Source organism: Ferruginibacter sp. (genome assembly GCF_031391665.1).
In the GTDB taxonomy this organism is placed as follows: domain Bacteria; phylum Bacteroidota; class Bacteroidia; order Chitinophagales; family Chitinophagaceae; genus Ferruginibacter.
The window spans coordinates 1-12,085 of the sequence record NZ_JANMUN010000069.1; the positions used below are offsets into that span (position 1 = coordinate 1).

The window sequence follows — 12,085 nt, forward strand, 5'->3', positions numbered from 1 at the left end:
AATGAATAAAAGTTGCAGTAATATTTTTTTCATTGCTTTTGATTAGATACGAATGTACAGCAATTATATTTTAAACAGTATGCTGGCATAACCGCTTAAATAAAAGTTGAATAAAGATATACTGCACAAGAGTGCGATGCCAATGAAGATGATAGAAGTGCAATTGCCCGGTTAATAAAAATACAAAACACAATCTTTATCATCAATCTGCTCCATAATTAGTTCCCCCTTCAGGGGGCGGAGGGGGGCTTTACCTGCTGTAATTCGGCGCTTCCTTAGTAATCTCAATATCATGTGCATGGCTTTCTCTCATACCTGCGTTAGTAATTTTTACAAAAGTTGCCTTTTGTAATTCGCTGATATTTTTAGCACCGCAATAGCCCATGCCTGCCCGTAAGCCGCCGGTAAACTGGTGTACTACTTCGCTTAAATTTCCTTTAAATGCCACACGGCCTTCAATGCCTTCGGGTACAAACTTTTTAATATCATCTTCCACATCCTGAAAGTAACGGTCGCTGCTGCCCTGTGCCATTGCACCTAAACTTCCCATGCCACGGTACTGCTTAAATTTTCTTCCTTCGTAAATAATTGTTTCGCCGGGGCTTTCTTCGGTACCAGCAAAAATATTACCCATCATTACGCAACTGGCACCTGCGGCTAATGCTTTTACCATGTCGCCGGTATATCTTATGCCACCATCGCTGATGATGCCTACATTTTTATTTTTTAATGCAGCGGCAGCTTCCATTACGGCAGTTATTTGCGGTACGCCTGTACCTGCAACAACTCTTGTAGTACAGATAGAACCCGGTCCTATGCCCACTTTCACCGCATCGGCGCCAGCATCGGCCAATGCTTTTGCACCGGCGGCAGTACCTACATTGCCTGCAATAACCTGTATATTTTTGTATGCTTTTTTAATAGCTTTTAAGGTGTCCATCACGCCTTTGGTGTGGCCGTGTGCACTGTCTAAACAAATAACATCTACACCAAAACTGTTTAGTGCAGCCACTCTTTCAATACTGTCTTTTGTAATACCCACACCTGCACCTACCAATAACCTGCCCGATGCATCTTTAACTGCATTGGGATGCGATTTTAATTTTAAAATATCACTGTAAGTAAAAAGGCCTGTTAATTTCCCCTGCTTATTTATGATGGGTAATTTTTCAACTTTGGTTTGCTTAAATAATTGTTCTGCTTTTTTTAAATCGGTGCCTTCGGGTGCGGTAAACAAATTTTCTTTTGTCATTACCGTACTTACTTTGGCTTTGTAGTTGGTTTCAAAACGTAAATCACGGTTGGTTAAAATGCCTACTAATTTATGTTGAACATCTACAATGGGAATGCCACCAATTTTATTTTCTTTCATCAGCCTCACTGCTTCGCCAATGGTGGCATCTGGCGAAAGGGTGATGGGATCAGAAATTAAACCATTCTCACTTCTTTTTACTTTACGTACCTGCGCTGCTTGGTTTTCAATACTCATGTTTTTATGGAGAATACCCAGGCCCCCTTCTCTTGCCAACGCAATAGCTAAGGCAGCTTCTGTAACTGTGTCCATTGCTGCACTTAATAAGGGCACATGCAATGTAATGGTTTTGGTAAGCCGGGTGTTTATGTCCACTTCTCGTGGTAAAATTTGAGAATAGGCAGGCATAAGTAACACGTCGTCAAACGTCAAGCCTTCGCCGAAAAATTTTTGAGATTGGTTGGAGGAATAATTTATTGTTGCCATAGGCGAAGATAAGGCATTAATTTAAATTATTAATTAGGCAATAATAATGGGAGTAAACCGTTTCTTTGTATACCCCCAGCAATAGATACCTATTCTTTTTCTTTAAAGAATATTTAGATACTCCGCTAACAGTAGTTATCTGTTAAATCAATTGCAAATTCGGGTCATATATTTTATAATGGGACTTAGACTTTACATTAGTATTTTATTTTTATTTAATACATTTTTTGTAAAAAGTCTGTATAGCCAATGTACAATTAACCAATTAAATAATCCCGGTTTTGAAACTCCTGTTCAACCTTTGGTTGGTGATAATGCAACAGGGAGCTCTACATTTAATGGCTGGGTAATGCCTGGAGGTTCACATTTCAACATAGTTAAGACTGACGGTTCAGTTTATGATGAGGGACCTGACACAGCAGCTGATGGAACTCAGTATGCAGAAGTTGCAAAAAACAATGATTATATCCAGCAAAATTTTACTTTAACCTGCTCATCCGATATAAATTTTAGCGGCTTTTTTTCTATAAGAGAATTAGGGGGCAGCGGGTTTAACAGCTATATAGATATTATTAATTCATCCTCCACAGTGGTCGCCACTTCAACTGTACTAACTTATGTGGGTAATGAAAATCAAAAAGTGTGGAGCCAGGTAACAGGTTCAGCTAATTTGCCGGCCGGCAATTATACATTTAGATTTTATGTAGATAATTTTGCAAATTGTGATGCAGGATTTTTATGTTTTATCCCGAATTGCGTATTACCAGTAAAAATAAATTTATTTCAAGGGTCTGTTGCAAATTGTACTTCTAAAATAAACTGGACATCACAGTCTGAAATTAATTTGAAAGCATACCAAGTGGAATACAGTACTAACGGAACTGATTTTACAACCCTTGGAACTGTTAATGCTGCCAATAATACTTCTGCAAGTAATAATTATGAATTTGTGCAACCTGCAGCAGTTTCTGGTATAGGAATTTACCGGTTGAAAATGATTGACAACGATGGTAAATATAAATACTCTGACAGGATAGTATTAAATGTGAATTGCAGTGGAAACGATGTTTTAATTTATCCAAATCCCACAAAAGAGTTTATAAATGTAAGTATTCTTAATCCTGCTGTTTCATATACTGCAACAGCAAAATTGTACAATGTTAGCGGACAGTTAGTAATAAATAAAACAGTAAAGAACGGGTCAAATAAAATTGATATAAAAACTCTTTCAGCAGGTGCGTATTATTTGGTAATAGCAGATGCAGAAGAAAATAAAAAGTATAAGATTGTAAAGGAATAAATTTAGAAGACGGGTTGCATCTTATATCATCTTATAAACTTTCCCCGGCAAGGAAGCAACCACGTTCTGCATTTCCAGCATCAGCAATGCCGTGGCCACAGCACTGCTGCTTAAACCACTTTTAAAATACAATTCATCTATCTGAATATTTTCACGCTGTTGCAAAATATCAACAATAATTTTTTCATCAGGCGTAAGTTCAATAAACAATTCCCGTTGTTTTTTTTGTTGATTTTTTTCTTTAGGATCCCAGTTCATTAATTCCACTAAATCGTTAGCGCAGGTTATTAATGAAGCTTTGTTTTGTTTAATAAGATAATTACAGCCCTCACTTTTTGTATCTGTTATTTTACCGGGTACGGCAAAAACATCTTTGTTATAGCCATTTCCTAATTCGGCAGTAATTAATGAGCCGCCTTTTTTGCCGCTTTCAATTACTATTAAAGCATCGCATATGCCTGCAACAATTCGGTTTCTCTTAGGAAAATTTTGTTTATCAGGATTGGTGTTGCTGATAAAATCGGTAAGCAAGCCGCCCTGCTCCGTCATTTGTTTGGCAAGTGTTTTATTTTGTGTGGGATAAATCCTGTCTAGCCCATGCGCCAGCACGCCAACAGTTTGCAAATTATTTTTTAATGCTGCTTTGTGTGCAATGGTATCAATGCCAAAAGCTAAACCGCTTACTACTAAAATATTTTGTTCGGTAAAATCTGCAATTAATTTTTCGGTAATAGTTTTGCCATATTCGCTGCAGTTTCTTGTACCAACAATGGAAATTATTTTAGCAGTATTTAAATCAGCATTACCACGGTAATACAAAATTACCGGGCTGTCGTAACAATTTAATAAACGCTGCGGATAATTTTTATCAGTAAGAAAAAGCGGCGCAATTTTATATTTTTCAATAAATTTTATTTCTGCTTCGCTGCTGGTAAAATCTGCAAATGCTTTAATACTGTTTGCCCTTACTGTGCCAATGCCTTCAATGGCTTCCAGCTCTTTTTTCTTTGCCTTAAAAATAGATTGTGCATCACCGTAAATATTTACCAATGCTTTGGCATGTACATCGCCAATGTTGGGTATAAGCGTTAAGGCAATTTGATAAATCAGGTCGTTGTTCATTACAAAAAAATAATTACCTGTAAATATATTATAAGTAATTACCCTAAAAAAATTTGTATTGGAGTGCAGCCTATTCTAAATAATTATTTTCAATGCCGGATCTTATAAGTTGTGCGGTGTTATTTACTTTAAGTTTAGTGTAAAGATTTTTTCGGTGTGTATCCACGGTATCAATACTTATAAAAAGTTGTTTACTAATTTCTATATTAGTTAACCCTTCGGCAATTAATTTTAAAATTTCTTTTTCTCTTTTGCTTAAAACTGGCAACCCCGTTCTTTTTTCTTTTGTTGCGGTATAAATTTTGCCTGCCTCAAAACTAAAAAAGGTTTTACCTTTTTGTACTGTTGCAATGGCTTCTAAAATTTCTTTTTTGTCAGCATTTTTTAAAAGGTAACCGCTGGCACCATTTTCTATAATTTGTGTTATGTAACTGCCCTGGTTTAAAGTGCTTAATGCAATTACATTAATACCGGGATAATTGGTTTTAATTATTTTACATAAATCCATACCATTCATATCGGGCAGGTTTATGTCCATTAATATAACATCAGCAATATTACACTTGAAAAAATTAATACACGCCAATGCGGTAGTGGCATAGCCCGCCATTGTAATATTTTTTTCTTTTTGCAGAAAAGAAGTGATGCCTTCAATAATTAATTCGTGATCGTCAACAATATATACGCTTGTCATTTTATGCCGTTAATTCTATATTTACCGATGTGCCTTCTGCCGGTTGCGAAGTAATGTCCATTTTTCCTTTAAAATAATTTACACGTTGCTGAATATTTTTCATGCCAATGCCCTCTGCATGTTGTAATTGTTGGGTATTAAAACCTTTACCATCATCTTCAACAGTAAGTAAAATTTTATCGGTTGTTTTAGTAAGCTGTACTAAAATTTGATTACAGGCCGAATGTTTAACAGCATTATTAATCAGCTCCTGAATAATGCGGTAAATATACAGGTCGGCGGTGTTACTCAACTGCCTTTCTGTACCCATTTGTTCAAAAATTATTTTTGTTTTAGATGATACCTGCATAGAATTACGAAAATCAAGCACTGCATTTTTAAGCCCAAATCTTACCAATGCCTCTGGCATAAGATTGTGCGCCACTTTACGCAGCTCTCTAATAGTATTATCTAACTGCATGATGGAGTTTTCGAAAGAATGTACGCTTTCGGCATCCATTACCATATTTTCTTTCATATTTACAAAGGACAGTTTTACGCCGCTTAACATGCCGCCCAGCCCATCGTGCAAATCCTTTGCAATGCGGCTGCGTTCTTCTTCCTGGCCTTTAAGCATGGCGTCGATGGCTAATAATTGTTTATCTTTTTCTAATTCGGTTATTTTTTGCTGTTGTATTTTTTGTCTGCTTCTAAAATTTCTGTAACCCAACAAACCAATTAATAATAATGCTGCAGCGCTGCCAATTAATATTTTATTGAGTGTTGATTTTTGTTGATTGGTAGCATTGAGTGAAATTATTTCTTTCTCCTTTCTTTCTATTTCGTATTTATGTTCTACTTTGGATAATTCTTTAAAATTATCTTCTGCCACTATCGATCCGTACAGGTAAGAATGTTTCTCTAAATATTCATAAGACAATTTATAATCCCCTAAATTTTTATAACAAACAGAAAGCCAATCGTAACACCATGCTTCCAGTTTTCTGTTTTTTATTTTTTTTGCCCGGGGCAAACATTCATTAAAATATTTTATAGCTTCATTAAAATCTGAGTTATTGTTTTTGTTAGCTTTCCCTTTTTGATAATATATTTTTCCAAGAAAGAAATAATAATTACTAATAGCTTTATAATCAAACTTTGTAAAGTATGATTGGGCAATCAGCATTGATTGTAAGGCAGAATCGAAATAGTTATACTCTGCATAATATTCACCTTTTTTTATGTAAGTATGAATAATTCTTGAAGTATCCTTAAGTTCATTCCATATAGTTAAACATTCATTCATTGTTTTAAATAGCAAGTTAAATGTGTCTTCACCAATTTGAGTGTCATCATCAAGTAAGTCTGAGGCAATTGATAATTTTGCATTTCCGATTCCTTTTTTATAATGGTGCTTTTGCGAAAGAAGAAAACTTTTTGTGGTATATTCTCTCTCTTTATTAAATTGTTCGGTGTGGTAAAACACATTTCCTATGCCAAGTAATGCATCGCATTTTATTTCGTAGTAGCTGTCTTCATTACCAATTGCAAGCGTTTTATTATAAAATTCTGCAGCTTTTGTATAATCACCCGTTTCTAAATAATTCCTGGCTTGTGTTTGCAACGTTTGTATCAACAGGTTTTCTTTATCTTTCTGTGTACTGTTATTTATTATCCAATCGGCAATTATTTCTTTTGCGGCTATATCCTCATTTTGCAAATCCTTTAATTTTTGTAAATAACTGTTTAAAGATGTTGTATCAGTTTTTTCTCTTTTTAAAATATTTTTTAGAGAATCTAAATTCTTTATTGTTTGTGAAAAGGCATAGTTAGCGTCTAAAATAAAACAGCAACTGCATAAAAAAATAAATCTGTAAAATAATTGCATCTGGTTTTTTTATCAATGTAAAGTATCTCATTTTTCATCAAACATCCAAACATTCACAGCAAAATCACCCTTTTACGTGAGGGTGTTCAATGTTGCAGTTATCAATATTTGTGCATCGAAATTAAAACCTCCTAAATTTTATTTTATGATAGCAGATTTAAATACAGTGCCGGTTTTTAAAATTGAAGCTGAGCAACCATCTACCACTACCAAAACAAAACCTGCAATGCTGGCAGGCGTTAGTATTAAAGTAAAACAATTTTATACATGGATAAATCCCAAAAATTGGTTCAGCCGCTTTGTCAATATCGATATTGATATGAGTGAATTTGCCTGTAAAAAAACAATACCCAAAGAGTAATTGTTATTACAAACCCCGGCATTGCATTTTTAAAAACGCTGTAACAAAATGCCAAAAGTATTTCAACAAAAGCCTTAAAAGGTTTAACTGCAAACAAAAAATTTTATTTGTGATGGATAGTAAACTATAAAAAATAAAAAAATGAAAAAGATTGTATTATTATTTTTTAGCGCAATTGTATTCAACAATTTAAATGCACAAAATGTAGGCATAGGCACAACCACCCCTACACTGGGTAAGTTAGAAATAAGGGGAGCAGCGGGTACTGGTACTACCGTTGCTGCATTTGGTACAGATGGGGCGGGGTTAGCTATACAAAAAGATGCTTCAGGACCTGTTATTGGGTTTAATCATTATCGGAATCAAACCATAGCCAATTCGCTGGGCAAACACTTTGCAAATGGTTATGCGGCTATACTTGCACAAGAAGTAAATAGTGGAAAAATAAAAATAGATATGTATGATTACGGTACAGGCGGCGGATTTACTGCAGCAGGCCGCAGGGCATTAACAATTTTTAATAGTGGCAATATAGGTATAAGAAGCGAAGCCTCAAGTATGGCTACATTTATAGTACCAAAACTTAATAATTATAACGGATCAGCAGTTTTTAGTGGTACCACTTATACCAGTTACTTTCAATATTCGCCCCTGGAAAATACTTATATCCGGGGTGGGATAGATAATGCTAAAGTTATTTTAAATGATGTGCCGGGTGGCAAAGTAGGTGTTGGTAAGCAAGCTGAAACGCCAACTTTAATTACTTCTACACTCTCCGTTTTTGGAAGTTTGAAATTGCCCGATAAAGCTGTAAGTGCAGACTACACATTAACTGAAGATGATTTTACTATTCTGGTAAATATGGCTAACAACGCTACCCAAACTATTATAATTACTTTACCCCCGCCTGATGCCACTACAGACGGAAGAATATATATAATAAGGGGGATAAATATGCCAGAGATATCTAATTATGACAATGCCACTGGCTGGATAAAAGTTAATAACATAACCGAAGAATATTACAGCAGCAATAAATTGTATTATGTATATTATAGTGGCGGCGCATTTGGAACGGCCGAATTAAGCCTGATGGAATCTTTTACAGTACAATGTATCGGCAATCAATGGCGTATTTTAATTCGATCTCATGATACATGGTTTCAATAATTAATTTATAAAATAATTAAAAATATTTATGAAGCATATAAAAAAAACTTGCAGCGATTATAGTTATGCTGAGTACAAGATTATGTACCCACGCTCAACTGGGCAGCTTATTAAAAAATAAGGTAACGGCACTTACGGGCAGGAATCTATTGATAAAAATGAGTATCACATGGCGGATTGTGCGGCAATGAAATAATTAATTGCTGATAACGCTTAATTCCGTTCTTCTGTTTAATGCTTTTCCTGTTTCAGTAGTATTATCAGCTAATGGTTTGGTAGCGCCAAAGCCTTTGTAACTTAGTCGTGTTACATTAATTCCTTTACTTAATAAATATCCAACTACTGCTTTTGCCCTGTTATTAGATAAGAGTAAATTATCTTTTGCTAACCCTACATTATCCGTGTAGCCGCTGATTTGAATTTTTAATTTTGGATTATCATTTAACAGTGAAACAATTTTATCTAACTCTGCAGTTGATTCAGTTTTTAAATCAAATTTCTTTGTATCGAAGAAAATATTTTTTAAAACAATGGCGGCACCACTTTCTAAAGATTGCAATGGAATGTCTTTGTTGTAAACTGAATCAACCGGATTGCTGCGAAGCGAAAAATTATCAGAATAAAATAAATAGCCTTTACGGTTTACATTAAAGGCATAATCTTTTCCTACAGGTAAAGTGGTTAAATAATTCCCTTCTTCATCAGTTTGTATTTTACTGATAATATTGCGGCTTTTTAAATTAATAAGTTCAACTGATGATGGTAAACCTGCTAAAGTTTTTTTATCAAACACTTTACCTTTTACCCATAAAGTTTTTAAAGGTCGAATATCTTCCCTCAACACAAAACTGTACAGATCAAGCCCGCCTTTTCCTTCGCCTTTGTCGCTGGCATAGTAAGCAGTTTTTGCATCAGCAGCAACAATTAAAGAGCCTTCATCATCAATAGTATTTATTGGGTAACCAAGGTTTTCTGACACCTGCCACAAACTGTCGTTTATTTTTTTGGTGTAAAATAAATCAGTTGATCCGTAGCCCGGCTGCCCGTTGCTGTTAAAATATAAAGTTTCATTATCAGCATGCATAAAAGGGCAGCTTTCATCGCCGCTGGTATTTACCGCCGGGCCTAAATTTTGTGGGCGGCTCCACTTGCCCGTTGGTAAGCGGTGTGTTACCCAAATATCTCTTCCGCCGAGGCCGCCGCTAATGCTGCTGGCAAAATAAAGGTCTCTTTTATCAGGAGATAATGAAGGCGACGATTCCCAAAAATCTGTATTGATCATCGGCCCTAAATTTTCTGCCTCACTCCAGCCGTTTTTTGTTTTAAAAGAAATATACAGATCGCAACTTCCCTTTCCTTCAGGATAATTGCAGCCGGTAAAAATTATCCATTGCCCGTCTTGCGAAATACATTGGGCGCCTTCATTTAAATTGGTATTTACTTTACCTGCCAAAGGTTTTGCTTTACTCCATTTTCCATTTATAAAATTGGCTTCATAAAAATCTTCATCACCACCAATGCGGCGTGTAAAAACCATTTTATTGCCATCAATAGTAAGCGACGGATAATATTCCAACGCAGATGCGTTAATACTGTCGCCTAAATTTTGTGGTGCAAAAACATAATTTTTTACAAGATGTTCTTTATCATATTTTACTGCAAACCCGTAAGTGCTTTTTCTGTAATTGCCAGCTTTGATACTTTGCGAATTTAATTTATCGTTGGTAAGAAATTTATTTACTGTATTTAGCGCCTGCTGAAAATTTCCCGTGCCTGCAAGCGAAATAGAAAAGGGCAGCAGGTAATCTTTGGGGTAAACAGAATCCAGTTGAAAAGCAGTTTCAAAATTAATAACCGACGAATCGTATTTTTTTAAATTAGCATAAATACCTGCCCTTGTTAAAAATGCATCAACTAATTTGGGATCTATTTTTAAAGCTTCCTCAATATGTTTTAACGATGCAGTATAATTTCCGGCGGTGGCTTCTTCATATGCCTGCCCGTAAATTTCACCAGCTTTTTTATTTACTTTTTCCGGGTCGTACCATTGGGCCACTGCAATATTGTAAGTTATTAATGGAATGCTAAGCGCAAGAAAAATTCTGTAAATGTTTTTTTTTGTAACCATCTGCTTTGTTTCAATAATTGAAGGTAAAACGAAAACAAACTTATTTTAGTACCAAAGCGCTAATTATAACATTTTGTATATTAAAAAAAAGGAGGAATTTAACAACCGCAACAGTAAACAACAAGCTTTTTTACGGAACATTAATATATTTATGAATTTGCAAACTCAATTCCCATTTTGGATTTGCTTTGATGTACTCAATAATAAGTGGGGTAACGATAGCAGCCTTATCCCACTCAGGTTGTAAAAATAATTTACAGGAAGGCGAAACTTTTGCTGCATACTCCTCAGCCCAGTCGAAATCACTTTTATTAAATACTACTATTTTTAATTCATTGGCAAATGGTAAAATTTCAGGTAAAGGAGCTTTAAATTTTTTTGGAGATAAACAAATCCAATCCCAACTGCCGCTTAATATATGAGCACCCGATGTTTCAATATTGGTTTCAAAACCTTTTGATAGTAATGCTGCAGTTAATGCATCCAAATTATGCATCAGCGGCTCACCACCAGTAATAACAACCAATTTTGCAGCAGTTTTTTCTACATTCGATATAATAAATTCGATATTATATTTCGGATGCTTCTCCGCATCCCAACTATCTTTTACATCACACCATACACAACCTACATCGCATCCACCCAGGCGAATAAAATAAGCCGCTTTTCCCTGGTGAAAACCTTCACCCTGCAACGTATAAAAATGCTCCATCACTGGCAGCTCAACTTCTAAAATGTTTTTATTGATCATTATAAATTATCCATTGTTCATTACCGCAGCATTGTAAGTATTCATCATCAACGCTCCAATCGTCATTAATCCCACACCACCGGGCACAGGTGTTATGTAACTGCATTTAGGCGCTACATTTATAAAATCAACATCTCCTTTAATAGCAAACCCACTTTTTTTTGTGGCATCGGCAACTCTTGTAATACCCACATCAATTACAACAGCGCCATCTTTAACCATATCGGCTTTTAAAAAGCCGGGCTTGCCCAATGCGGCCACAATAATATCTGCCTGTAAACAAATTTCTTTTAAATTATTAGTGCGGCTATGACAAACTGTTACCGTACAATTTCCAGGATTGGTATTCTGGCTTAATAAAATACTCATTGGTCTTCCCACAATATTACTGCGGCCAATCACTACCGCATGTTTGCCGGCGGTTTCAATTTTGTAATACTCCAGCATCAGCATTATACCATAAGGCGTTGCCGGAATAAATGCCGGTAAACCCTGCACCATTTTGCCAATACTTACCGGGTGAAACCCATCTACATCTTTATCAGGATCAATTAAATTGATAATTTTTTCTTCGCTGATTTGTTTGGGTAGTGGCAGTTGTACTAAAATGCCATCTACATCAGCATCATTATTTAATTTTTCAATTGCTGCAATTAATTCCTGTTCAGCAATATTTTCATTCAGCCTCAGCATAGTGCTTTTAAAACCAATTTCTTCGCATGTTTTTACTTTGCTGGCCACATAAGTTTCGCTGGCACCATTTGTGCCAATTAATATAGCAGCAAGATGCGGCACTTTTTTGCCTTTTGCTTTCAGGATCGCAGTTTTTGTTTTCAACAAATCTTTCACCGATTGTGAAACTATTTTTCCATCTAAAATTTGCATGGTGCAAAAGTAATTAACTAATATCATTTTAATTAGTATGCCACATAGTAAACATTTAATATTTATTCT

General features: G+C 35.3%; 10 protein-coding genes. 3 read left to right on the forward strand and 7 right to left on the reverse strand.

All coding sequences use genetic code 11. The features are described from left to right. Window positions 1-250: 250 nt before the first annotated feature. Complete coding sequence (guaB, locus tag ACY651_RS05175) at window positions 251-1,738, reverse strand: IMP dehydrogenase (protein ID WP_462250402.1); 1,488 nt, start codon at window positions 1,736-1,738, stop codon at window positions 251-253. Between the two features lie 178 nt (window positions 1,739-1,916). Here guaB and ACY651_RS05180 point away from each other — a divergent pair, with 178 nt between their 5' ends. Then, window positions 1,917-3,038 (forward strand): T9SS type A sorting domain-containing protein, encoded by a 1,122-nt coding sequence (locus ACY651_RS05180; RefSeq protein WP_462250404.1) that lies wholly within the window; start codon window positions 1,917-1,919, stop codon window positions 3,036-3,038. A 21-nt stretch (window positions 3,039-3,059) separates the two neighbouring features. Here the strand turns inward: ACY651_RS05180 and dprA are convergent, their stop codons facing one another. From dprA to ACY651_RS05195, 3 genes are all read right to left on the reverse strand, one after another. Next, the gene (dprA, locus tag ACY651_RS05185) at window positions 3,060-4,160 is read right to left on the reverse strand and encodes a DNA-processing protein DprA (protein ID WP_462250406.1); all 1,101 of its coding nucleotides are present in this window, start codon (window positions 4,158-4,160) and stop codon (window positions 3,060-3,062) included. Between the two features lie 70 nt (window positions 4,161-4,230). Next, window positions 4,231-4,854: a response regulator gene (locus ACY651_RS05190; RefSeq protein ID WP_462250408.1), complete on the reverse strand. Its 624-nt coding sequence runs from the start codon at window positions 4,852-4,854 to the stop codon at window positions 4,231-4,233. A 1-nt stretch (window position 4,855) separates the two neighbouring features. Beyond that, complete coding sequence (locus ACY651_RS05195; protein ID WP_462250410.1) at window positions 4,856-6,721, reverse strand: tetratricopeptide repeat-containing sensor histidine kinase; 1,866 nt, start codon at window positions 6,719-6,721, stop codon at window positions 4,856-4,858. 145 nt (window positions 6,722-6,866) lie between these two features. On the opposite strand from ACY651_RS05195, the gene ACY651_RS05200 reads away from it, so the two are divergent. Together ACY651_RS05200 and ACY651_RS05205 are read left to right on the forward strand one after the other, a co-directional pair. Beyond that, on the forward strand, window positions 6,867-7,082 hold the full coding sequence (locus ACY651_RS05200; protein ID WP_462250412.1) for a hypothetical protein: 216 nt from the start codon (window positions 6,867-6,869) through the stop codon (window positions 7,080-7,082). A gap of 141 nt (window positions 7,083-7,223) precedes the next feature. Further along, a complete protein-coding gene (locus ACY651_RS05205; protein WP_462250414.1) occupies window positions 7,224-8,252 on the forward strand; it encodes a hypothetical protein in 1,029 nt (342 codons plus the stop codon). Window positions 8,253-8,448: 196 nt separating this feature from the next. Here the strand turns inward: ACY651_RS05205 and ACY651_RS05210 are convergent, their stop codons facing one another. From ACY651_RS05210 to ACY651_RS05220, 3 genes are all read right to left on the reverse strand, one after another. After that, entirely contained in the window at window positions 8,449-10,380 is a 1,932-nt protein-coding gene (locus tag ACY651_RS05210) for an OmpA family protein (protein WP_462250416.1), read from the reverse strand. 130 nt (window positions 10,381-10,510) lie between these two features. After that, window positions 10,511-11,131, reverse strand: coding sequence for a 7-carboxy-7-deazaguanine synthase QueE (locus tag ACY651_RS05215; RefSeq protein ID WP_462250418.1), 621 nt, complete (start codon window positions 11,129-11,131; stop codon window positions 10,511-10,513). Between the two features lie 6 nt (window positions 11,132-11,137). Continuing rightward, window positions 11,138-12,043 (reverse strand): bifunctional 5,10-methylenetetrahydrofolate dehydrogenase/5,10-methenyltetrahydrofolate cyclohydrolase, encoded by a 906-nt coding sequence (locus tag ACY651_RS05220; protein ID WP_462250420.1) that lies wholly within the window; start codon window positions 12,041-12,043, stop codon window positions 11,138-11,140. Window positions 12,044-12,085: the final 42 nt, after the last annotated feature.

Coding starts and splice junctions, on each gene's coding strand:
- ACY651_RS05205 (WP_462250414.1), top strand. CDS start 7,224: ATGAAAAAGATTGTATTATTATTTTTTAGCGCAATTGTATTCAACAAT.
- ACY651_RS05180 (WP_462250404.1), top strand. CDS start 1,917: ATGGGACTTAGACTTTACATTAGTATTTTATTTTTATTTAATACATTT.
- ACY651_RS05220 (WP_462250420.1), bottom strand. CDS start 12,043: ATGATATTAGTTAATTACTTTTGCACCATGCAAATTTTAGATGGAAAA.
- ACY651_RS05215 (WP_462250418.1), bottom strand. CDS start 11,131: ATGATCAATAAAAACATTTTAGAAGTTGAGCTGCCAGTGATGGAGCAT.
- guaB (WP_462250402.1), bottom strand. CDS start 1,738: ATGGCAACAATAAATTATTCCTCCAACCAATCTCAAAAATTTTTCGGC.
- ACY651_RS05195 (WP_462250410.1), bottom strand. CDS start 6,721: ATGCAATTATTTTACAGATTTATTTTTTTATGCAGTTGCTGTTTTATT.
- ACY651_RS05210 (WP_462250416.1), bottom strand. CDS start 10,380: ATGGTTACAAAAAAAAACATTTACAGAATTTTTCTTGCGCTTAGCATT.
- dprA (WP_462250406.1), bottom strand. CDS start 4,160: ATGAACAACGACCTGATTTATCAAATTGCCTTAACGCTTATACCCAAC.
- ACY651_RS05200 (WP_462250412.1), top strand. CDS start 6,867: ATGATAGCAGATTTAAATACAGTGCCGGTTTTTAAAATTGAAGCTGAG.
- ACY651_RS05190 (WP_462250408.1), bottom strand. CDS start 4,854: ATGACAAGCGTATATATTGTTGACGATCACGAATTAATTATTGAAGGC.